This is a genomic window from Pseudalgibacter alginicilyticus, assembly GCF_001310225.1.
Lineage (GTDB): Bacteria > Bacteroidota > Bacteroidia > Flavobacteriales > Flavobacteriaceae > Pseudalgibacter > Pseudalgibacter alginicilyticus.
In genome coordinates this window covers 2,121,098-2,146,172 of sequence record NZ_CP012898.1, presented here as the reverse complement: position 1 = coordinate 2,146,172, position 25,075 = coordinate 2,121,098, and the positions used below count along the sequence as shown (strand labels likewise).

Here is a 25,075-nt window from a genome sequence, read left to right as displayed (position 1 = left end):
AAGAATAAAGCTACTTTTATATACAAAGAAAACAATGGGTTATTAGAATCAGGATAAAGTAATGGTAACAGATAACATTTGTATTTATTATAGAAGTCTGTAATGCTAATTTATCAATTTATACAAAACTCTGAATTGAAAATTTACTTCGAAAATTTTTCAACTACTAAATCGCCCCAATCTGCAATAGATTGAATTAACGGAATTAATGTTTTTCCAAAATCGGTTAATGAATATTCCACTTTTAACGGCGGTTTTGAAGTGTATACCTTTCTTTTTATCAAACCATCTTCTTCTAAAGCTTTCAGTTGCAAGCTCAATGTTCTTTCTGTCACTGTAGGCATAGATTTTCTCAGTTCATTATACCTCAATTTATCTGTCATTAAATGGTAAAGTATTACCGTTTTCCATTTTCCGCCAATAATTCCCATGGTTAAGCTCGCGCAACAAGGGTATTCATTACCTCTAAATTGGAGCATTTTTGGTGCTGTTGTTTTCATAAAATTTATACTATCCTTTTTAACCGTTATTGCAAAGATAAATTACTATACATAGTTTTGCAACTATAATTTTTATAGTAACTAAAAAAAGAATATAAAATGAAAGCACAAACAATTATGGAATACGGAGAAAATGCAAAATTTAAATCTACCGTAGTAGAAATACCAACGTTAAAAAGTGGTGAAGTACTTATCAAAATTTCTGCATCCAGTGTCAATACAGTAGATACAATGATTAGAAGTATGGGTAAAGACTTACCTTTTGCACCAGCAACTCCGGCAATTTTAGGAATGGATTTAGCAGGAACCATTGAAAAAATTGGAGAAAATGTTTCTGAATTTTCTGTAGGAGACGAAGTTTATGGATGTGTTGGTGGTTTGGCTAATTTGCAAGGTACCCTTACCGAATATGTTGCTGCAGACCATAAACTTATAGCCCTGAAACCCAAAAACCTGAGCATGAAAGAAGCTGCTGCACTTCCTCTGGTTGGTATTACAGCTTATGAAGGTTTAATTCGTTCCCATATAAAAAGCGGAAAAAAGTGTTAGTACACGGAGGTACAGGCGGTGTGGGACACGTAGCAGTACAATTAGCAAAACATTTTGGAGCAGATGTGTATAGTACTGTTAGTGGAGAAAAACAAATGAAAATTGTCGAAAATTATGGTGCAACTGCCATAAATTATAAAACAGAAAAGGTAGAAGACTATGTAGAAATACATACCAATGGAGAGGGGTTTGATGTGGTATTTGATTCCGTAGGAGGAGAAAATATGCTTAAATCTTTTGAAGCAGCAGCTTTAAATGGGCATGTTGCCTCTACTGTTTCTTTATGCGAGCTTGATTTAAGTGCCATGCACTTTAAAGGTTTATCGTTACATGTTGTATTTATGCTTATACCAATGTTACATAATTTTAAGCGAGAACAACACGGTGAAATTTTGAGTAATCTTACCAAAATTGTTGAAGCTGGAAATTTAAAACCCTTATTAGATAAAGAACAATTTTCATTAGAAAACATCGGAGAAGCTTATGACAGATTAGAAAGCAAACAAGCTATTGGAAAAGTTGTAGTAAAAAATTAAAAATAGCCATAGGATGGCACAATATAAACATACTGGCCGTTTTTATACGGTTGTATTTTAAGGATAATTATACTAGACACTGCCCAAAAACCATCAAATAAAAGTATTAGTTACTGGAAGTTATGTGTAAATAGGTTGTGTTAAAAGGAAAATTTTTTAGATAGTATTATAAAGTAAAAAACCGCCAATGGCGGTTTTTTGTTGTTCTACTGAAAACAATGAATATGCTAATTAGTTTTAGCTTTTATTTCATCTACTTTTTTTTCTATAGCATCACCAGCTTCTTTAATGGCGTCGCCAGTAGACTCTACGGCATCATCAACTGTATCAACAGCGTTGTCCATAGCTTCTCCAGCTTCTTCTAATGCATTTTCGGTAGCATCAGTAGCCTCATCAGCAGCTTCTTCCATAGCATCACCTGCGTTTTCAATGGCATCTTCAATTGAATCATCTTTTTTGTTCTCTCTACAAGAAGAGAAAGTTAAACTTAATACTAAAAATAAAGCAGAAGTTAATAATAATTTTTTCATTGGTTTGTGTTTTTTAGTGTTAATTAGGTTTTGTTAAAAGCAATTTTAAAAGTAATGTACACCGTTGTTTTTTTGGATACATGATAAGAAAAAAATGCTTTTAAACATATTTGTTATGTAATATCTTATATACGTAAATAATCTATTATTTGGATGGCAGCTTATTTATTATTTTTAATAAATGATAAAGGTACTTTTAGATAAACGTATAGATTTTATTTTTTTAAACAATTAGAATCTTCTATCAGGATGAAAAGCAGAAATGTCTAATGTTGTTTTTTTGTTTGATATTATTTCTGATACTAATTTTCCAGTTCCAGTTCCCATACTCCATCCCAACATAGCATGACCGGTGGCTATAGTTAGGTTTGAGCATTTTTCAGATTTTCCAATATAAGGAAGTCCATCTGCAGATACAGGGCGTAAGCCACAAGCAACATCTGTTTTTTCTTCTTCACTTAAAGAAATTTCTGGATAATATTTTGTAACTGCATTAGCAATAGCATTAACTCTAACTTTGTTTATGTCATGGTTAATTCCTGCTATTTCCATGGTGCCAGCAAAACGAGTAAATTCATTCATAGGTGTTACAGCCACTTTTGTTTCTACTAATACAGTGGGTATAGTAATGCCTGTTTTCTTATATGAGTTAATTCGATATCCTTTTCCAGCTTGTAATAATAAGTTTAAATTTAGTTTCTTACTTAATAAACCACTCCAAGAGCCTGCAGCTAATACAATTTCATCAGCTTTAAAAGTTCTTTTATTTGTTTTAATAGAAGTAATTAATTTATTTTTAATATTTATATCTAAAACTTTTTCATTGCTATAAAATGAAACGTTATTGTTTTTTAAGTATATAAGCATCTCTTTCATAAATTCTCCAGGCGTACTATGTGAATCACATTTATAATATGTGCCTCCAATAGTATTTATCGCTAAATTGGGTTCTAATTCTTTAATATCATTTAAAGAAACAGCTGCAGCATCTAATCCGTTTGATTTTGCTAATTCAGCAAAACCTATTTGTTTTTCAAGTATTTTATTTGTTTGGCAGAGCATTAAAAAGCCTTTTTTTTCATAATGGAATTTAAAATTCTCGTCTTTTTTTATATCATCATACAACACTTGACTCCATAAGGTTATATCTTTAATAAAAGGGATTGATTTGTTTACATGATCTCTATTACATGATTTATTGAAGGCCCATGCCCACTTTAAAAAATCAGCATTAAAACGGGGTTTTATATACAATGGGCTAGAGGGATTAAGCATCCATTTTAAACCTTGTTTCATTACTCCCGGTGCGGATAAGGGAATGATATGACTAGGGGATAAATAACCCGCATTAACGTAAGACGCTCCTGAATCCATGTTGGACTGATCTATTAATGTAACTTTATGCCCTTCTTTTTGAAGAAAATATGCAGAACATAAGCCTATTATACCCCCACCTATAACAATTACTTCTTTTTTCATTTTTATTGGATATACATAGTTAAAACTAAAGTTCGATAACCTGTTTTTTTAAATTTGTTATTTTTGAGTTTATTTACAAGTATCTCAAATTTCTGAATAATACATGATGATTAAGTATCTTGAGATATCTGGAAAAAATAATTTTATTATTTAGCAAAAACCTGAGCCATATCTTTAAAAGATTTAAATTCAAGCGCATTATTCTCAGGGTCATTAAAAAACATGGTTGCTTGTTCCCCAACTTTTCCTTTAAACCTAATTGTCGGCTCTATTATAAATTCTGTACCTGCGGCTTTTAATCTATTTGCTAAATTTTGCCAATCCTCCCATGCTAAAATCACTCCAAAGTGAGGAACAGGTACCTCATGTCCATCTACAGGATTTGTTATGGATTTGGTTGGTTGATAATTGTCTTTCTGGTGAATGACGAATTGATGACCGAAGAAGTCAAAATCCACCCATTTTTTATCGCTTCTACCTTCAGTGCACTGTAAAACATCTCTATAAAAAGTTCTACAATTTTCTAAATTCTGAACCGGGATTGCTAAATGAAAAAGTTGTGTCATTTTATCTGTTTTTTTATTATTAATAGTTTTTTTAAAAGCCAATAGCTGTATCATCTCCTCTTGGATCGGCGCCTCCTTCTAAAGTACCATTTGATAAAACCAAAATACCATCAACTTTGCCTATAATTCGTGAAGCCTTTTCTTCTACATTGTATCCTTTATCACGCAAACTGTCTAACATGTTTCCATCAAAAGAATTTCTCTCAAACCTTACTATGTCTGGTAACCACTGGTGGTGAAATCTTGGTGCACTCACAGATTCTTGCATGGACATATTAAATTCTTTTACATTTAAAATACTTTGCAAAACAGACGTTATTATTGTAGAACCCCCTGGAGTACCAACTGACATCCATAATTGTCCATTTTTTTCAACAATAGTTGGAGTCATAGAGCTTAACATTCTTTTTTCAGGTGCAATTGAGTTTGCTTCCGCTCCAGTTAAACCAAACATGTTTGGGGTTCCTGGTTTTGAGCTAAAATCGTCCATTTCATTATTAAGGAAAAAACCAAGTTCTGGAACATATAATTTTGAGCCAAACCCTCCATTTAGGGTTGTAGTTACTGAAATGGCATTTCCGAATTGATCTATTATAGAATAATGTGTGGTTTCATCACTTTCAACATTTATAATGTTTCCATGACTTAATTCTGACGATAATGTTGCTTTATCCCAACTAAAATCATCCATTCGTCCTTTTAAATAACTTTCACTTAGTAAGTGGTCTGTAGGTATGTCTACAAAATCAGGATCTCCAAGATAAAAACTACGGTCTGCATAAGCCCTTCGTTCTGCCTCTGCAATTACTTGAATATATTTTGAGGTGTTATGCCCGTAATCTGATAATTCATAGGGCTCAATCATTTTCATAATTTGAGCTAAACAAATTCCGCCGCTTGAAGGAGGAGACATTGAAATGAGCGTTAAATTATCGTAACTAAAACGAATCGGGGTTCTCCATTTCGCTTCATATTTTGCCAAATCTTCCATAGTTACGATTCCTCCTTTTTTTTGGAGATGATTTACTAATAACTTGGCAGTTTCACCTTTGTAAAATTCAGATTGACCATTTTTTATAATACGCTCTAAAGTATGAGCCAATTCTGGATTTTTAATAGTGTCTAAGGCTTTATGATTTTGTGCATATAGAATGGTGTCGCCATTTACTTCAATAAATGTTTGTTTTGAGTTTTTAAAACGAATGGCTTGTTTTTCTGTAATTTCATAGCCGTTTTTAGCCAATTCTACAACAGGTTGTAGGATGTCTTTAATTGGTAAAGAGCCAAATTTTTTATGGACAGCAAAAATTCCTGATATGGTTCCTGGTACACCCACTGCCATGGCACCTGTGCGACTCATTTTATTTTTAGGATTACCTTCAGCATCTAAATACATGTTTTTTGATGCTGCTATTGGTGCTTTTTCACGATAATCTAATGCTCCAGTTTCCCCATCTTTTTTTCGATAAACCATAAATCCGCCCCCGCCTAAATTACCTGCGCATGGATAGGTAACGGCAAGAGCCATTTCTGTTGCAATCATAGCATCAAAAGCATTTCCTCCCTTTTTTAAGATTTCTACTCCAATTTTAGAAGCTTCTTTTCTTGCGGAAACGACTATAGCATTTTGCGCTAAAACTCCTTGTTGTTTTGTTACTGAATTCAAAGTTTTAGTACCATTTGATGACTTTTTACAAGAAAAAAACAAAAGGAAAAGACAAATTGAATAGATTAATTGTTTTGAATAAAACATAAATATTATTTTAACATTGTTTTTTTTGATACTATAAATTTAAGTCATCCTTGACTTTACGTTTTTAGGCGTTAACTCCAAAGTTTTGCTAAGATGATTGTGTTATTTATGGTAATGTTGAAAGTTATAAGATTTCAAATTCAATTTTTAGATTGAGTGGTTTCCATATTTATACTATTGGACCCCCATCGACTTATTTTAAAGTTGATCTCTAAAAAACACAGCATTCATTAAAAGTTTATTGGTTCCAAACCAAAAGGCTCTAAAATTTGTATTGTCTGTAAAAGAAACCACGTTTCCTTTTCCTAAACTTTTCACCTTAAAAGGAACAGTACTTTTTAAAACTTCTAAATTAGGTTTTGAAATATATCCACTTAAAAGAGGGGTTTTAGTATACTTTATCGGGTTGTTATAGCTGCTACTATCTGCTTCTAAAAAAAGTGTGGTGCTTTTAAATAAGGCTATTTTATTATTTTTATAACCAAAATTAATAGGGTTCGATCTGTCTATTTCAGCTTCAAAAATGGCCCCACTAATAGTTTGAGCTTTCTTGAAATCAGATTCCTGTTCATAAGTTATATTATGAGCAGGCACTTTAGCTTTGTCTTTAAAGTCTAACTTAGCAAACTCTTTACTGTTAAACCACTTAATGGTGTTTTCATAACCGATAACTGTTCCTCCGTTTTGTACCCAAGTTTTTATTTTTTTAGTTGCACTTTCACTTAAGGCACTTGATAACATACTTGGAATGATTATGGAATTGTAACGTTCTAAATCGGCTCCATATACTGAGTTTACATCTAATTTTGTAATTGTAATATCGTATCTCTGATCAAATAGATGCCATATTTCTCCTGCATCATAGGATGACACGCCACTTCCTACCAGTAATGCCACCTTTATTTTATCAAGTGATTTAAAATATCTACTTCCTAAATCGATGCCTTGGGTAATTCCTGTAAATACGGCATTAATTTCTACATGGCTGTTTTTTGCCACCTCTTTTAAATAGTCATACAACTCATTACTTTCTAATGCTTGGTTTTGTACCGGAATTAAAATAGTTCCGTAGTCATATGTTTTTCCATTAAGACTAAATGGTTTAAGGGCTACTTTAGCTCTTAATTCTTTATTTAAAATAGCATTTAGGGCTTTGGGCGTGTAATAATCATGCCATTCCATAACATAACCATAATTACTAATGTCTGAAACTTCCCCGTCTTTCAGTTGAAGATTTGTAACTTCATCTCCAGCTTTATCCATATAAGCACCTTCAGAATAATCTACATTAAAAGCCAAAGGATAGGTCCAGGTAGATACATCATAAAAGATACTGTCTTGAAAAACCGTTCTTTTTTCAAACATAGCATCAATAACACGTATATTTTTTTGATTTTTTGGTATTATAAAACTATAGCCTTTTTTGAAGTGTTTTCCTTCTGCTGTAAAATCCGCATTCAATTCATGAACCGTAATATTTTGTTTTTTTAGAATTTCTGCTAAATGATAGGTTTTAGAAAAATCTTTTTCATCACCAAAAACAATAGCATTCTTTTTTTGTTTTGCTGCTTCGCTTCTTGCATTTTCATAAAAATTATGCTGATAGTTTAATATTTCAACACGCATATTTTTTGCCGCTTCTAAGGTAGAAAGTGCTGTTGTAAACTGATTTTTAATGGTAAAAGGAAAGGTTAGTAATCCATTTGAACTTTCTTGCACATGTCCTCGTGAACTTGCTTGCTCAAACAAAATTCCAATACCGCCATTTATATCTGGGTAGGCAGAACCTTTTCCATAATAAAAATCATCATAGCTTTCTTCTGTATAATAAAATGATCCAATTTTATCCAAGGCTTTGGCATGATAATTAGATATGCCTTTTGTTATTTCTTGATTTTTATTAGAGGTAAGTGGATGAACTCTTTCAGGTACACCTGGTTGGAAAAAGAACGTTGCATTTGTTCCCATTTCATGATGGTCGGTTAAAATATTAGGTAGCCATTCTTGAAAAGCTTCAATTCTTGCTCTAGATTCAGGTAATTGTACAGCTAACCAATCTCTATTTAAATCAAACCAATAATGATTGGTTCTTCCCTTTGGCCAATCTTCGTTATATTCTCTATCGTTAGGGTCTGAGGTTAAGTTTTTATTCTTGTTAGAGTTTGCCCAATAAGCAAACCGTTGTAAACCATCCGGATTCATAGAAGGATCTAATAAAATAACAGTGTGTTCTAATAAATCTTTAACATCATTACTTTCAGCTGCAGCTAAATAATAGGCAGCTAAAAGCGCTGCATTGGTGCCACTAGGCTCATTTCCGTGAATTGAAAATCCTTGGTAAACAACAATGGGCATATTATCAACATTTACATTAGAAACATCATTAGTAGCATCTAAGTGTTCTTTTTTGATGGTTTCTATTTTAATTTGGTTTTTTGGAGCTGTAATGGTTAACAGTAGTAATGGTCTGTCTTCAAAAGTTTTACCTATAGTTTTTATGGTAATTCTGTCTGATGATTTGGCCAAGGCATTCATATACTGTACTAATTTATCGTGCGAAATGTGCCATTGCCCTACTTGATGACCGATAATGCTTTCTGGAGTTGGAATGTTTGTATTATAGGTAATATCCTGGGGTAGATAATAAGAAAGGTCTGTGTTGTGTTGCGCAAAAATTAGAAATGGAAATAATGCGAGGATAAATAGTAATTTTTTCATGTATGTATTTTGTGTTTAATGAATGTATTTGTGCTGATTTTTAGTTTTTAAAATTGTCTACCTCATTTTTCATTTTAAAAATAGTTTCTTTGATTGTTTTATTATTAACAGAACTATAACCCATAATTAATCCGTTCCTTTTTTTGCCTTCAATAAAGTACAAACTATAAGGGTGTGTGGTTATGCCTTTAGTTTTTAAAAAATCAGATAATTTTTGGTCATTTATATTTTTATCTAAATGCCCAATAATATGGAGGCCGCTATTTTTATTGTTAATGTCTATGTACTCCTCTAAATGATTAGAAAAAGAATCTAAAAACACACTTTTTCGTTCTAAGGATACTTCTAAAACATGTCTAATGTGTTTATTTAAGTAATCTTTTTCAATAAATGCACTTAGTATTTTTTGTGAAGCAGGATTAACAAACCTACTAGACTGTTGGTAGAGTGCTGTTACTGTATCCAATAAATAATGAGGAACAATCATATACCCTAATCGTAATGAAGGGTGTAAAAGTTTGTTGAATGTACCTAAATACACAACACGTTCTTGCTTGTCTAAGCTATAAATAGAGGAGATAGGGTTTTCCCAATTACTAAATTCGTGATCATAATCGTCTTCAACTATAATTGCGTTTTTAGATGAAGCCCATTTTACAAGTTCAAGCCTTCTTTCTAAACTCATTTTTACACCTGTAGGGTATTGATTTGAAGGTGTAGTGTATATGATTTTAGGATTAAAAACTTTCAGATTTTTAAGTTCCATTCCTTCTTTATCTATGGGGGCTGGACAAATTTTAGATTTTAAGCTATTAAATAAATTGTAGGCATACGGATAGGTTGGATTCTCAATAACTACTTCGTCATTTTTATCAATTAAGGCGTCACCAATTAGAGATAATGAATGAAGTGAGCCTGTAGTAATTACTACTTGATTAGGATCGCAATCTATATTTCTATAAATTTTCAAATAATTAGAAATGTTTTTCTTTAAAGAGTTAATACCTGTTGTATGTGAGTATGATAATTCTGAAGCCTTTACCGTTTTCCAATAATTATTAACTAAGTTTTTCCATTGGCTAACCGGAAAAATATCTAAAGGCGGTAAGCCTGGTCTAAAAGCAATACCTGTATTTGATTTATAATTATTTATTATTTGAATATTGCTTTTGAATGCAAGTCCTCGTTTTGAAATTTTAGGATAGTCACCAAGTTCAAATTTAGCACCAATAGGTGTCTGTAGCTTTTTGCTTTTACTAGAATTAACGTAATAACCAGAGCCTACTTTTGTATTCACATATTTTTCTAAAACTAACAAATCGTATGCTTTGATTACGGTGCTTCTTGAAACACCAATATCTTTTGCTAAAACACGAGTTGGTGGCAGTTGAGCATGACTTTTAAGAGCATTTTTTACAATGGCAAGTTTTAAAGCCTTATATAAATTGATGTAAATATTTTGATAATTTTCTTTGTCTCCAAAGCCATGAATTAATAAAATATTTTTAATGTTATATTTCAATATTTGTGGTTTTTTTAATAAAAGTTGACTGATAATTCCTATGTTTAAAATTTGGTTTTTGCTTGTTTTTGATGAAAAAAAAACGGCGATTTGACGAAATTATTAATAAAAATTCAAAGGATATTTGAAAACACTAAAATACTAATAATTAGCTTCGTAATAATTGGTATGCTTTAATAAAATATAATTGGTATGCCTTGTTTAATAAGTTCCTGTCTTAAATTTATCTTAAATTAAAGTAAAAAAGAGGTTAATTATGGTTAAAAAAGCATTGTATTTTGTGTTATTTTTTACAGTTGTAAGTTGTTCAGGAGTTAAAACTGTGGAGTTTATAACGCCTGTTGATACAAGCTCAAAACCAATTACATACCAATTAAAAAAAACCTATGAATTATCTGATTTAGGGGTATTTGTAACTAATGAATTTGATGGTGCCCGCCTCAATGGATTAAAAAAAATTAATGATAGTACCGCTCAGGTAATTATAAATCCAGAAAACACACCAATTAATAATAGTGCGTATTATGCTTTTAAAACTTGGGCTAAAACATCAAAACCTTTCTATTTCACTTTTAAGTATCCTGAAAATTATAAACATAGGTATGTAGCCAAACTAAAAAAAGGTAATACTTGGCGCATTATAGATAGTAGTCAGGTATTTAAAAATAATAGAGATGTTACCATAAAAGTTAACTTAACTACTGAGCCAATGCTTATTGCTGCTCAAGAAATTCAATCATCAACAGATGTTAAAAATTGGTATACTGAATTAATAAATGGAAAAGAAGCATTTGTTAATCCTTTAGTATATGGAAAAACACCTTTAGGAAAAGATTTAACAGTGTTGAATATTAGTAAAGGTAATCCAAAAGGTAAAAATGTTATTGTATTGTTAACAAGACAGCATCCACCAGAGGTAACAGGTTATTATGCTTTCCAAAGTTTTCTTGAAACAATTTTAAACGATTCTGAACTTTCAAATAAGTTTCTAAGTAAATACCATGTATTAGTGTTTCCTCTAATGAATCCAGATGGAGTTGACTTAGGACATTGGAGACATAATAGCGGAGGTATAGACACTAATAGAGATTGGTCTGTGTACAATCAACCTGAAATAAAACAAACCGTAAAGTATATAACAAAAACATTGAATAAAAACAAGGCTAAATTAATTTTAGGGTTAGACTTTCACTCCACATATCACGATGTTTTTTATACGAATGAAACAAGAGAAAGTACGGCATTGCCAAATTTTATAGATGATTGGTTTGCTGGGTTAGAAAACAATATTCCTAATTATAAAGTTAATGAAGATTCAGGTAATAGTACAAAACCAGTATCGAAAGGATGGTTTTTAAATGGTCACGATGCTGTTGGAATAACTTATGAAATAGGTGATGCAACTCCTAAAGAAAGAATAAAAGTTGTAGGCGAAGTGTCTGCTAAAGAAATGATGAAAATTTTAACTCAATAAATTGTATTAATCCATTAAATATTTAGAACTATGAAAAAACTTTACATTATATTATTTTTCTTAACTGCTTATACCATGTCTGCTCAATTAGTACTGAATGAAGCGGCCTTTGATGTAGCTCCAAATACAACAACTCATGGAGGAGATAACAATGAAGACGGAATTAGAAATGCAACCGAGGATGAGTTTTTGGAATTTATTAATAATAGTGCAAGCCCGTTAGATATAAGTGGTTATACAATTTCAGATGGCACAGAATTAAGACACACGGTACCATCAAGTACCATTATTCCTGCAAATGGTATTTTTGTAGTTTTTGGAGGCGGAGATTTATCCAATTTTAATACTAATCACCCTACTGTTATTGCGCAAGTAGCAAGCTCAGGTGGCTTAGGAATGAATGATACAGGCGATACAATGACAATTCAAAATGCTTCTGAGGAACTCGTGATTACCTTGGATGGTGAAGCAGAACAATGGGATGACTCAGAAGATCAATCCATAGCAAGATTTCCAAATATTACAGGGGATTTTATTTATCATCAATTAGGAAATGGCATAAGACATTCGGCAGGAGAATTACAAACGGAATTTACAGAAAGCTTATCCTTAGTTTTAAATGAAATCTTGGCCGACCCAGAATCTACTTCTGGAGATGCTAATGGAGATTTAATCGTTGATATTACAGAAGATGAGTTTTTAGAATTTTTTAATAATTCTGGAGGCACAATAGATATTTCAGGTTATAAACTGCATGATTTTACAAGCTTTAATAATGCTAGTGGAAGCAAAACACCAAGACATATTTTCCCATTAACAAGTATTCTTGATGGACAAGCTATTGTTGTTTTTGGAGGGGGGACTCCAAGCGAAGTGTCTAACTTTTTTGGAAATGCTATTGTGCAAACAGCTTCCGATTCAAGTTTAAGTTTAGGGAATACAGGAGATGCTATAATTATTACTGATGCTTCTGATAATGTTGTTTTTATATTTGATTATGAAAGCTCTTCATTAGACTTAGGCAATGACCAATCCATTACAAGAAGTCCGGATATCACAGGTGGGTTTTCATTACATACAACAGTAGGTACGGGTTTAAGTTATTCGCCAGGATTAAAAATAGATGGTACCATTTTATCTACTAAAACATTTGAGCAATTGGGTGTAAGCATTTATCCAAATCCAGTAACTAATGGATTGGTTTATATCAAGTCAAAAACTCTTGAAGAAAAAAATATAGAATTATTTGATGTGAATGGAAGACGCGTACTTCAAACTAAATTACCAACAAGTGTATTGGATGTAAGTACATTAAAAAGTGGGTTTTATGTGCTTAAAATTTCTATACAAGGACTTTCGGCTACATCAAAATTAATAATTAATTAATTGACAGATAAGTGATTGAATAAAAACAAATTAATAACCAAATTATATGATGAGTAAGAAATTATTTTTTTCAACCTGTATAATGTTCTTGTTATGTGGCTTTATATATGCCCAAAAAACAATTACAGGTAAGGTAGTAGATGTAAATAATATACCCTTAATAGGTGTAAATGTTATTGTTAAAAATGCTAATACAGGAACAACAACAGATTTTGATGGCAACTATAGTTTAAGTATTAAAAATAATTCTGCAATTATAGAAGTTAGCTATATGGGCTATAAAACAATTGAAGTCCCTGTAGGCAGTCAAACAGTAATTAATATAATATTAAAGGAAGATGCAGAAACTTTAGATGAAGTTATAATTACAGCGCAGGGTATTAAAAAATCTAAAAAAGCATTAGGTTATGCCATTACTACCTTAGAATCTAAAGATATAGAGCAACGACCAGAAGCGGATTTGGCAAGATCACTTCAAGGAAAAGTAGCAGGGCTTAAAATCTCAGCCGTAAGTGGACAAACAGGAACGAGTTCTCCAATTACAATTAGAGGGTCTAATTCTTTAACTCAAACAAATACACCTTTAATTATTGTAAATGATGTGCCATTTTATGGTTTGCTGCGTGATTTAGATCCTAATAATATTGTAAGCATGAGTGTTTTAAAAGGTCTTAACGCCTCAGTGCTATATGGTAGTCAGGGTAGGAATGGTGTTATTTTAATACAGACAAAAAGTGGAGATTCTGATTTAGGAGAAACAAAAATTAAAGCGTCATATTCTACAACATCATATTTAAATACGGTGTCTCAATTGCCTGAATATCAAAATTTATATGGTAATGGGCAAGCCAATGTTTATATACCTAGTTTTTTATCAGTATGGGGCGCTCCTTTTTCTTCCATGGAAGAGGTTGAACACCCTTATTCAACCGCAGGATTAGGCGATGTTTTTCCAGAACTTGATGGACTAATGATTCCATATGAAGCTCAAGAAAATCATGTTAAAAATTTGTTTAATCAGGGTATTGGTACAATTCATTCGTTTAATGTATCAACTTCAAATAATAAATCGGCTTTTAATTTGTCTACAGGTTATACAGATGAAAAAGGTATTTTGGAGCATAATGATTTAAAACGCTTTAATATTGGTCTTGGAGGTAAAATTCAAGTTAATGACAAATTAAATTTGTCTGCAACTTTAAATTATTCAACTAGAAAAGTGAATACTGTACAAGGTGCTGCAATTTTTAATGTTGTTTTTTACCTGCCTCCAAATATAGATTTAACAGAACTACCATATCAAAATCCGCTAACGGGAGAATCAGTTTATTATAGAGGAGATGTTAATCCATTATGGTTATTGCATAACGCTGGAAATAATACTGATGTAGTAAGAACTTATGGTACATTTAGCGCAGATTATAAGTTTAATGACAATTTAAATTTAACTTATAGAATTGGTTATGATAGCGACCAAAGAGATACTAATAGCTATTCAAATAAAGGAGGTTATGATGGCAGTTATCAATTTGGCTATTTAGATTTAGGTTATGCTAAAGATGTTAATGTAGATCAAGCAGCAATATTAAATTATAATAATGATTTTACATCAGATTTAAATTTTGATGCTCAAGTTGGTCTTACTTCAAAAATTAAAAAGTATAAGTCGTTTTCATCTGAATCGTTAGGACAAATTGTATACGGGTTTGTTAGACCTAGTAATTATAGTACAACGTCACCTACCGTATACAGTTCTAATACTACAAATTTTGCGGGACTATTTGGTCAATTTCAATTTAGTTATAAAAATTATCTATATGCAACCTTATCAGGTAGAAATGATTGGGGAAGTACTGTAGAAAAAGAAAACCAAGCATTGTTATATCCTGGAGCCTCTTTGTCATTTATTCCAACATCTGCCTTTAATTTTGGAGGAAACGCTGTTAATTATTTAAAATTAAGAGGAGCTTATGCTTCTTCATCAGGGTATCCGGATCCTTATGGTACAAGAAATAAAATGATTTTGGATGCACAAAGATTTGCTGCTTATGATGGTTCTTTTCCTATAACAAATAGGTTTAGTGCTTTTTATGCCAATCCAGATTTAAAACCAGAATTACATAAAGAAATAGAAATTGGTTTAGAAGCTAAATTTTTAAACAACCGTATAAGTCTTGAGGCATCCATGTATAAAAGAGTTTCGGAAGATCAAGTCGTACAATCTCTATTGCCGCTAACCACAGGTTATGATTATAAGTATATTAACTTAGGGCGTATAGATAATGAGGGTATAGAGGTTGATTTGGGTATTGATGTTGTAAAGACTAATAACTTTAGCTGGAAATTAAGAAATATATTTACGGCACAAGAATCATTAGTTGTAAAAACTACAGATGCAGATTCAGACATTAATCTTTCGCATGATAGGTATGCTGTTGTTGGGCAGCCTTTAGGTGTTATTAAAGGCGATTATGCTATGAGGGATGATGAGGGTAATTTGTTAGTAAGTGGTAACGGCTCTAGTACAAGAGTTGGGGAAGTAATTGTGAGCTCAGATATAGGATTAAGTAGTAAAGTTATTGGAGATCCAAATCCAGATTGGCAATTAACAACAATTAGTGATTTTAGTTATAAAAACTTCTCTTTTTCAGCACAAATAGAATATAGTCATGGTGGTGAGATACACTCTTCTGCAGTAGAAGATATGTTAGAGCGTGGTGTTACTAAAGATTCAGAAAATAGGAATGGTTCTTTTATTATTCCAGGATATTTAGCAGACGATGCTACAGGTGAATTACTTTTAGATCCACAGGGTAACAAAATAGAAAATAACATACAAATGGCTGGAATCTGGGCGTCATACTCAAATTATTACAATGCCAATGATTTAAGTATGTGGGATACTTCTGTGTTTCGTTTAAGAGAAATTGCTGTAAGTTATACTTTAGATAGTAAACAAATGCGAAAATTACCTTTTGAACGCGTAGACTTTACTTTGTCAGGAAGAAACCTTTGGTATGTAGCTCCTAATTTTCCCAAATATATAAATTATGACCCAGAAACTGATGAAGGTATGGGAGTTAGTCAGGTACCATCAAGTAAGCGTTTTTCTTTAGGATTAGCCATAACATTTTAATAAAAAAAAAGCGATAAAATGAAAAAAATAATAACCACTTTTAGTTCAATAACACTTATCTCTCTTTTATTTATAAGTTGTGAAATAGGTAATTTTAATCTTCAAGACGATCCAGATTATTTAGACATAAACAGTGCCAATCCAGAGTACTTGCTAAATGAAGTACAATATTTATTTAAGGAAATTGTAGAAGATCTTGGAGTACATACTGATGATATTATGCGTTATGAATCATTGTCTTACGAGTACCCAGATATTGTAGATGCTGATGTTCTCGATACACAATGGGAACGTTATTATGAAGCTTTAAACAATTCAAGAGCGATTGAAGTTATTGCAGAGTCTGATCAAACCTTGTTATTTCATAATGCTGTTAACAAATTACTTTTAGGGTATTTAACAGTTACCCTTGTAGATTACATTGGAGGAATTCCTTATTCTGAAGCAGTTGATAATGCAACTTACCCGAATCCTAATGTTGATGATGGTGCAGAATTGTATAAAATAGTTTTAGCGGATATTGATCAAGCTATAACAAATATTGAAGATGCAACATTTGAAATATCAACCGACTTGTTTTATGATAGTAATAAAACAAGATGGATTGCATTTGCAAAATCTTTGAAGTTAAGACTTTTAATACAAACTCGATTAGCAAGTAGTGAGATAGGTATTACAGATTTAAAAACTGAAATTAATACCTTATTAGGCGAAGATATTATATCGGTTGCTTCAGAAGATTTTCAGTATAGATATGGAACTACTATGGAACCAGAAAGTAGACATCGTTATTTTATAAGTGCTTATGATAATGGATTTTCAGGCCATATGGGGAACTATTTTATGTGGATGTTAAAAGACTCTAAAAATGTTGCAGATCCTAGAATACGTTATTACCTATACCGTCAATCTGATGTAGATCCATTTAGTGGACCTCCATATGTTGCTTGCCAATATGATACTAATGCAGATTACTGCTACATAGGTGAGCACTACTGGGGTTTAGATCACGGAGATAATAGAGACGGGCGTGGAGATAATTTATTAAAAACGGTATATGGTATTTACCCAGGTGGAGGCACTTTTGATGAAGATCAATTTACAGATGCCCCAAGCCAATCGAATCATTTAGGAGGAGCAGGAATATTGCCTATAATAACAAGTTCGTATATGAAATTTTTAATAGCAGAAGCAGCATTGGTATTAGGAACTGACGGTAATCCTGTTGATCTATTAGAAGATGCTATAAGAGATTCTATGGATAAGGTGTTGAGTTTTGGTAGCGTAACATCTGCTATGGCTGCCACACAGTCAGACGTAGATGATTATGTAGATGAGGTAATTACTAACTACAACGCTGCAACTACCGATGAAGAAAAGCTGGATATAATAATTACTGAGTTTTATATGGCTGGCTATGGAAATTCTATTGAAGCTTATAATGCATACCGAAGAACGGGATATCCATCAAATATCCAAACTCACATAAATAATGATAATCCTGTCTTCCCTAGAACGTATCCTTATTCAGAAAATGAAGTTGATAGAAACAATTCTATTGAGCAAAAACCAAATACTGTTCAAGTATTTTGGGATACCAATCCTGCTGGTTTTATTAAATAAATTTAAAAAACATAATAATTATGAAAAGATCAATAAACGCAATACTCTGTTTTCTTCTTCTATTAGGTTGTGATGATAAAAATAACATATTAGACGATATAGCGATAAGAGGTGGTTATATTAACTTTGTTGAAGAACCAACCTTAACGTTGAATATACTTAAACTTGATACAGCAACTATTTCAGAAGAACTAGTTGACTATAATAACAATGCTTTAGAGTATTCATTAACCTTAATGTACGAAGACCAAATTGTTGATGACTTTGTGGTATTAACAGCACCGTTTCCAACCACCTTGGAAATATCTGTCAATGATTTTCTTACTGCTTTAAGCCTTACTGAAGATGATGTTTCATTATCTACAAATTTTAGATTGGTAGCAACGGTAACTACACCCAATGGAGAGTATTCAGGATTGTCACCAGACTTTAATAGTAATAATGTGAATGAAGGAGGTGAAACCACCGATCGTGTAAAAGAAGCTGGATTTTTAGCAGCTTTAGACTTTACAGTGTCTTTCTTTCAGCCACCAGCAAAAACTATTAGAAAAACATCTTTTGAAGAAGTGCCAGTTGGTGCTAGTACTGATGCATACGATAAGCCTGGTAGCACAACACTATCTGAAGATTTAACAAATTATGATTACCCTCCTTTTGTAGACTATACAGCTGTAGGTACTTCTGCAACTAATGAATTAGGTTTTGATTCTGAATACATATTTCTTCCAGATATTGCTACTACCTATATAGGTTTTGCACTTGAACGTATAGGTGTTTATGATGTTACAGATGTTAATGGTGGGTATTCTGATGGAAATCAAGGCTATTTGGTTGAAGATTCTGATGGCACAATAGTAATAACATTTGATACCGTTGATGTGCCTGAAGGTCAAACTAAATCAGGTGTTTCATTTGATGCTTTTTTTAGATCAACTTCTTGGGAAACTTATGACGGTATTTATGCATATGTTAATATAACAACTGATACTGGTAGCTATGTTGAAGTATTTGCAGATGTATTTAATACAGATGTTGATGCTATAGAAGGGAGATGGGTAACGTTTAATACAGGGTACCTTAATAATGTAAGATCCTATGAGTTGGTAATAGAAATTACAAGCAGTGATGACACAGAAGATATCTATATTGATAATGTTATTATTTACGAACCAGAAGATTAATAAATAATAATATATTAAAGGGGCTGTTAAAAGTATTTAGCAGCTCCTTTTTTTTAACCTACATAAAATAAAAACTGTTTTTTGAATAGGTTTTAATTGTTAGGAACCAAATAAAATTACACGTAAATAATCGAGATTATGTTTAGCATTGTACAACTTAATTAAAGTAGCTGTTATCATAAATTAGTTTTATCCAATTATGAAAAAATTAAAACCATTTTTTGTAGTATTTAATATTGTACTTATTTTTTTATCGTGTTCAAAAAAAAATATAGAGGCTGATATTTTAATTGAAAACGGCACAGTATACAATGGTATTGATACTATTCCAACCAATCATTCAATCGCTATAAAAAATGATAAAATAGTTTTTATAGGCGATGATAATTTTGTAACTATTAATGCCGTAAAAACTATTGATGCAAAAGGTTTAATTGTAAGCCCTGGTTTTATAGATCCGCATACACATGCAGATAGAGATTTAAAAATGGTAGAAAATTCACATAATAAGCCGTTTTTGTATCAAGGTATTACTACTGTTGTTGTTGGAAACGATGGGGCAAGTTACTATCCATCTGAAAAATATAAAACCTTATATGAAACTCAAGGAATAGGTACTAATGTTGTTATGTTAGTGGGGCATGGAACTATAAGAAATCAAGTCATGGGCAAGAATGATAGAAAAGCTACCAATCAAGAAATTGTAGAAATGCAAAAATTAGTACAACAGGAAATGGATCAGGGTGCTTTTGGCTTATCAACAGGATTGTTTTATTCGCCAGGAAGCTATTCTAATACTGATGAAGTCATAGCTTTAGCAAAAACAACTGCTAAAAATGGAGGTATTTACGACACGCATTTACGAGATGAAAGTTCTTATACTATTGGATTGATTCCTGCTATAGAAGAAGCTATAGAAATTGGGAGACAGGCCAAATTACCAATACATATCTCTCATATTAAATGTTTAGGTGTTGATGTGTGGTATCAAAGTGATTCTATAATTAAAAGTATTGAAAAAGCTCAAAAAGAAGGGATAAATATAAGCGCAAACCAATACCCGTACGATGCTTCGGCTACAGGTTTAAGGGCAGCTGTGGTACCTCGTTGGGCTGAAAGTGGAGGTAAAGATTCTGTATTTATTCGTTACGATAATCCAAAACTAAAAAAACGTCTTTTAGAGGAAACTACTATTAATATTAACCGCAGAGGCGGGCCAGAAAAGTTATTAATTGTAAAGTCTGCAGATTCTGTTTATATAGGCAAAAATTTATTAGAGATATCAGAAGAATTAAAGTTAACACCAGCGGAAGCTGCTTTTAAAATATTAAGAACAAGCTATGTGAGGGTGGCATCATTTAATATGAATCCATATGATATAAAAAATTTTATGACTAAAGACTGGGTGGTTACTGGGTCTGATGGAAATACAGGCCACCCAAGAAAATATGGTTCTTTTCCTCATAAATACAATGAATACGTTAAGGGAAGTAAAACAATCAATTTATCGGATTTTATAAATAAGAGTTCATCTAAGACCGCAGATATTTTTAAAATTCCAAATAGAGGAAGATTAGTAGAAAATAACTATGCAGACATTATTATTTTTAATCCAGAAACATTCAAAGATAAGGCTAATTATATAGATGCATTTCAACTATCTGAAGGTTTAGAATATAGCATAATAAATGGAAAATTTTCAATTGAAAAAGGTGAATACACTAATAAATTAAATGGAAACGTATTAAAAAAAATATAGATTATGACACAAAAATTTTTATCGCTCTCTTTTGTTTTATTACTTTTTTTTGGGTGTAAGAAGGAATCTTCTAAGCAAGATAAGGCTAATGCTGATTTAAAAAATGAAAATATTGTTAGCACGATAATTAATAATGAAGACAGTTTTTTTTATATTGATTTTAAGAACTATCCTTTAAAAGACAAAAGTTTACCCATCGGTGTTTTTGATTCTGGTATTGGAGGTTTAACTGTTTTAAAAGAGATTGTAAATTATGATGAACACGATAATGAAACATACAAAAAAGGAAAAGATGATGTTCTTGATTTTGAAAATGAATCTTTTATATATTTAGGTGATCAAGCTAACATGCCTTATGGCAATTATTCTGCAGAAAATAAACTTGATTTGTTAAATGAGCATATTATTAAAGATGCTCAATTTTTGCTAAGTAATAAGTATTATTCTGATGCCAATGATATTAGTGTAAACACTGATAAAAAACAAGTAAAAGCTATTGTAGTAGCTTGTAATACGGCCACAGCATATGGCAAAGAAAGCATTGAAGATTTTTTAAAAAAAGCCAATATTAATATTAAGGTTATTGGTGTTATTGATGCTGGAGTAAGAGGGGTTTTAGAAACCATAGAAAAAGATGAAGATGCTATTATAGGGGTTATGGCAACCGTGGGTACTGTAGCATCTAAAGGCTATCATAATACTATAGTGAAGTTTAAAGATGAATTAGGTTATAAAGGTAATATTGAAATATTTTCTCAAGGTGCTATAGGCATTGCAGAAGCTGTTGATGAGGATACTGATTATTTTGATAGAAGTTTAAAAAATCATAGAAAAGAATACAAAGGGCCCAGTTTAGATGGTGATTTTAAAATAAGTAAAACATTATTAGATATTTATAATTTTGATTTTGATAACAATAAAATGCTGTGCAATACAGTAAATTCAGATGATTGTACTATTTTACAGATTAATGATCCTGAAAATTATGTGCGATACCACTTGGTTACCTTAATGGAAAATATAAGAACTTCAAAAACAACTAATCAGTTAAAATCAATTATTTTAGGTTGTACCCATTACCCATATTTAACTGATGAGATTAATAAAGTTTTGAAAGAACTCTATAATTATAAGGACAATAATGGTGATTTTTTATATAGAGAATTCATGATAGAAAATATAAAATTAATAGACCCAGCAATTAATACGGCAAATGAGTTGTACACACATTTAAAAAACGAATCATTATTTAATCCAAATGGTAATATTAAAAATAGTGAGTTTTATATAAGTGTTGCTAATAAAGATAATTCTAATAACGTTTTAGATGAATCTGGTCGTTTTCCTTATGATTATAAATATGGGAGAAACGCAAACGAAATTCAAGAGTATGTGAAAAAAGTTCCATTTAGTCGCGAAAACATTTCATATGACATATTAACTCGTTTTCAAAAACAATTGCCATACGTATATCAATTAATGCAAAACTTTAATAGCCACAACCCAAAAACTAAAAACTTAAGTGATGAAAATAAAATATAGAATTATGAGTATAAAATTTAAAATGAACTTAATAGGTTTAGCTTTTTTAACAGTTTTAAACTGTTCTTCAGGTGGAGATGACTCAACTTCAGGTGAAGATACAGAAGCTCCATCAAATCCGAAAAATCTGGTGGCAACAAATCTAACAGAAACAACAGTTGATTTAACTTGGGACGCATCAACAGATAATGTTAATGTGTTAACATATCTTGTTTATCAAAATGATAATAATTTAGCGTCAAATACCTCTACATCATATTCTGTTAATAGTTTATCACCTAATACCACCTATACTTTTAAAGTACAAGCAAAAGATAATGCAGGAAATACATCAAGCTTTAGTAATGTTGTTTCGGTAACGACTTTAGATGTAGATGCAGAATTGAAGTATGAATCAGGAAGTATTGAAGCTTATTTAGGAACTTTTATAAATAGTGTTCCAGGTAGTTCTGGTAACGATTATTTTGAGCCTACAGATATTGAGTTAGACACATGGGATTTAGTTGTTAAAGCTGTTTTAAACAATAATATTACTGAAGCAGTAGAAATGTCTGCTTTGTTAGATTATCAAATTAAAGAGTTTACAGATAACACATTATCTCCTAATCAAACTTTTTATATTATTGAAAAACAGCCTTCAAAATTCAATCATTGGGGTACTTATGTATTCAGTAAAACACCATCTAAAGAGAATTTAGTAATAACGGCTCCGCATGTTATAAGTGATGCCAACACAGGTAAACAAGCCGCATATTGCTTTAGAGAAAATATAGCAAAAGCTGTTTTTTTAAGTGGAACACATCGTTGTAACAATTCAAATTTTACGGCTTGTTCTGGAACAACAACGGTTTGTAATTCTAGCAGCGAAGCTTATCGTATTTCAGATATGGCCCATAATGTACAGTCCATATTTCAAAGAACATCTGAGGTTGTATCAGATGATTTACCTAATACGGTATTTATACAATTGCATGGTTTTACTAAGCTATCAACAGATCCTTATGTGATAATGAGTAATGGGGCTAGACAGACTCCAACAGTAGATTATGCTACACTCATAAAAAATGAACTTTTAGTTGAAGATAATACTTTAACTTTCAAAATTGCCCATATTGATACTGATTGGTCACGTTTAATTGGATTTACAAATACGCAAAGTAGATATATGAATAATTCTTCTAATCCATGTAGTACTTCTGCAACTAATACTACAGGTCGTTTTATTCATATAGAACAAGAAAGAACTAAATTAAGAAATGATGTCACTGGATGGAAAAAAATGAGTGAAGCTCTGAAAAGAGTTTTTTAAAAGGCATTCATTATCTTATTTTTTATGCTTTGATGTAGCACATACCGTTTAATAAACCTTAAAGTTTATTTCGTGAGATATAATAGCTAAAAAAACCGCCATTGGCGGTTTTTTTAGCTATTAATTTAAAAAAAGAAATTATAATTTTAATAAGTAATCTAATATTTGGACAACCGCTCCTTTATTATTTTTAATATATGTTAAGTTTTTTAGACCTAACTGTTGCCTGTTTTCTTGATTTTCAATTAAAATACTTAAAATATGATTGAATTCAATTTGGTTTGAAATAGAAAACATCCCACCGTTTTCTATGAGAGCTTTTGCCTCTGGAAACTTTTCATAGTGATTACCAATAATTATTGGAACCCCAAATACGGCCGGCTCTAATGTATTGTGTAGTCCAGTATTTCCCATAGCACCACCAACATAGGCAATATCGGCATACTTGTATACTTTAGTAAGAAGACCAATAGTATCTAAGATAAATACTTGAGCGTGTTTTAAGTTCTTCTTGTCCTTATTTGAAAATAAAACAACTTCGGTATTCAGCTTTTCTTGTAAACTTTGAATTTGATTAGCTTTAACAGTATGTGGAGCAATAATAAATTTCACGTTTTTGGAAGCTGGAGAGTTTATAAAATCTATAAACAAATTTTCGTCTTCAGGCCATGTGCTTCCTGAAACAATACAAGTTTTATTGTCTTTAAATTCATCAATAAAATTTAAAGTGTTGTCCATTTCTAACTGACTAAAAACACGATCAAAACGAGTATCTCCACTAACAGTTACCCGTGTGTAATTGATAGATTCTAATAATGTTTTTGAGCCTTCATTTTGAGTAAATATATGTTCAAAAGCAAATAAAGCTTTTCTTAGTGGTTTCCCATACAATTGAAAATAAATTTGGTTTTTTCTAAAGGCTGCAGAAATTAAAATAGCTCGTAACTGTCTTGTTTTTAGTTCGTTTAAAAAATTAGGCCAGATATCATACTTAACAAAAACAGTCAGTTCAGGATTGACAATGTTTAAGAAACGTTGAGCATTTGTTTTGGTGTCTATAGGAAGGTACACTACAATATCTGCAATAGGACTGTTTTTTCGAATTTCATAACCTGAGGGTGAAAAAAAACTGAGTATAATTTTGTGTGTGATATAGTACTCTCTAAGTTTCTTGAATACAGGGAGTCCTTGCTCATATTCTCCTAAAGACGCACAATGAAACCAAAGTGTTTGATCGGTCGTCTTAATGTTTTTTTTTAAATTATGAAATGTATTTGCACGCCCTTTAACACCAAGATTTATTTTTTGATTGAAAAGAGCTGTACATTTTAAAGCAAGTTGTGTTGCCTTAATGCCAATGTTATAAATAATATCCAACTTTTTTATTTGTTGCTAAAATACATTTCTTTCATATAATTTCATTGGTTAGCGTCAGCTAATTTCGTAAATTTGTTACTCAAAAATCTGTCACATTATTCATTAAATATGACTATTAAATTTGTTGATTTATAT

Annotated in this window: 18 protein-coding genes; 10 read left to right on the top strand and 8 right to left on the bottom strand. The window is 31.4% G+C overall.

Going from position 1 to position 25,075, the window contains the following annotated elements; all coding sequences use genetic code 11:
- Window positions 1-143: 143 nt before the first annotated feature.
- Window positions 144-500: a winged helix-turn-helix transcriptional regulator gene (locus APS56_RS08985; RefSeq protein ID WP_054727339.1), complete on the bottom strand. Its 357-nt coding sequence runs from the start codon at window positions 498-500 to the stop codon at window positions 144-146.
- Between the two features lie 99 nt (window positions 501-599).
- Here APS56_RS08985 and APS56_RS17170 point away from each other — a divergent pair, with 99 nt between their 5' ends.
- On the top strand, window positions 600-1,049 hold the full coding sequence (locus APS56_RS17170; protein WP_236778405.1) for an alcohol dehydrogenase catalytic domain-containing protein: 450 nt from the start codon (window positions 600-602) through the stop codon (window positions 1,047-1,049).
- On the top strand, window positions 1,043-1,585 hold the full coding sequence (locus APS56_RS17165; RefSeq protein ID WP_236778404.1) for a zinc-binding dehydrogenase: 543 nt from the start codon (window positions 1,043-1,045) through the stop codon (window positions 1,583-1,585). Before APS56_RS17170 ends, APS56_RS17165 begins: the two co-directional genes overlap by 7 nt.
- Before the next feature lie 227 nt (window positions 1,586-1,812).
- On the opposite strand, the gene APS56_RS08975 is transcribed toward APS56_RS17165, so the two are convergent.
- The 6 genes from APS56_RS08975 to pdxR form a co-directional block, all read right to left on the bottom strand.
- Complete coding sequence (locus APS56_RS08975; protein ID WP_054727337.1) at window positions 1,813-2,115, bottom strand: hypothetical protein; 303 nt, start codon at window positions 2,113-2,115, stop codon at window positions 1,813-1,815.
- Window positions 2,116-2,346: 231 nt separating this feature from the next.
- On the bottom strand, window positions 2,347-3,594 hold the full coding sequence (locus tag APS56_RS08970; RefSeq protein ID WP_054727336.1) for an NAD(P)/FAD-dependent oxidoreductase: 1,248 nt from the start codon (window positions 3,592-3,594) through the stop codon (window positions 2,347-2,349).
- Window positions 3,595-3,740: 146 nt separating this feature from the next.
- Complete coding sequence (locus tag APS56_RS08965) at window positions 3,741-4,160, bottom strand: VOC family protein (protein ID WP_054731297.1); 420 nt, start codon at window positions 4,158-4,160, stop codon at window positions 3,741-3,743.
- 31 nt (window positions 4,161-4,191) lie between these two features.
- Entirely contained in the window at window positions 4,192-5,913 is a 1,722-nt protein-coding gene (gene ggt / locus APS56_RS08960) for a gamma-glutamyltransferase (protein WP_054727334.1), read from the bottom strand.
- Window positions 5,914-6,111: 198 nt separating this feature from the next.
- Window positions 6,112-8,631 carry a M14 family zinc carboxypeptidase gene (locus tag APS56_RS08955; RefSeq protein ID WP_082379304.1) on the bottom strand — a complete coding sequence of 840 codons (2,520 nt, stop codon included), beginning with the start codon at window positions 8,629-8,631 and terminating at the stop codon, window positions 6,112-6,114.
- 40 nt (window positions 8,632-8,671) lie between these two features.
- Window positions 8,672-10,153, bottom strand: a complete 1,482-nt coding sequence (gene pdxR / locus APS56_RS08950; protein ID WP_054727332.1) for a MocR-like pyridoxine biosynthesis transcription factor PdxR — start codon at window positions 10,151-10,153, stop codon at window positions 8,672-8,674.
- A 256-nt stretch (window positions 10,154-10,409) separates the two neighbouring features.
- Here pdxR and APS56_RS08945 point away from each other — a divergent pair, with 256 nt between their 5' ends.
- From APS56_RS08945 to APS56_RS08910, 8 genes are all read left to right on the top strand, one after another.
- Window positions 10,410-11,627 carry a M14 family metallopeptidase gene (locus APS56_RS08945; protein ID WP_054727330.1) on the top strand — a complete coding sequence of 406 codons (1,218 nt, stop codon included), beginning with the start codon at window positions 10,410-10,412 and terminating at the stop codon, window positions 11,625-11,627.
- 30 nt (window positions 11,628-11,657) lie between these two features.
- The gene (locus APS56_RS08940) at window positions 11,658-13,013 is read left to right on the top strand and encodes a lamin tail domain-containing protein (protein ID WP_054727328.1); all 1,356 of its coding nucleotides are present in this window, start codon (window positions 11,658-11,660) and stop codon (window positions 13,011-13,013) included.
- Between the two features lie 49 nt (window positions 13,014-13,062).
- A complete protein-coding gene (locus tag APS56_RS08935; RefSeq protein WP_169786434.1) occupies window positions 13,063-16,149 on the top strand; it encodes a SusC/RagA family TonB-linked outer membrane protein in 3,087 nt (1,028 codons plus the stop codon).
- Window positions 16,150-16,167: 18 nt separating this feature from the next.
- Entirely contained in the window at window positions 16,168-17,772 is a 1,605-nt protein-coding gene (locus tag APS56_RS08930) for a SusD/RagB family nutrient-binding outer membrane lipoprotein (protein WP_054727324.1), read from the top strand.
- 20 nt (window positions 17,773-17,792) lie between these two features.
- Complete coding sequence (locus APS56_RS08925; RefSeq protein ID WP_054727322.1) at window positions 17,793-18,953, top strand: hypothetical protein; 1,161 nt, start codon at window positions 17,793-17,795, stop codon at window positions 18,951-18,953.
- 199 nt (window positions 18,954-19,152) lie between these two features.
- Window positions 19,153-20,712 carry an N-acyl-D-amino-acid deacylase family protein gene (locus APS56_RS08920; RefSeq protein ID WP_054727320.1) on the top strand — a complete coding sequence of 520 codons (1,560 nt, stop codon included), beginning with the start codon at window positions 19,153-19,155 and terminating at the stop codon, window positions 20,710-20,712.
- Window positions 20,713-20,715: 3 nt separating this feature from the next.
- Window positions 20,716-22,254, top strand: a complete 1,539-nt coding sequence (locus APS56_RS08915; RefSeq protein WP_054727318.1) for a glutamate racemase — start codon at window positions 20,716-20,718, stop codon at window positions 22,252-22,254.
- 4 nt (window positions 22,255-22,258) lie between these two features.
- Window positions 22,259-23,563, top strand: a complete 1,305-nt coding sequence (locus APS56_RS08910; protein ID WP_157757639.1) for a fibronectin type III domain-containing protein — start codon at window positions 22,259-22,261, stop codon at window positions 23,561-23,563.
- A 138-nt stretch (window positions 23,564-23,701) separates the two neighbouring features.
- On the opposite strand, the gene APS56_RS08905 is transcribed toward APS56_RS08910, so the two are convergent.
- Entirely contained in the window at window positions 23,702-24,940 is a 1,239-nt protein-coding gene (locus tag APS56_RS08905) for a 3-deoxy-D-manno-octulosonic acid transferase (RefSeq protein ID WP_054727314.1), read from the bottom strand.
- Window positions 24,941-25,075 lie beyond the last annotated feature (135 nt).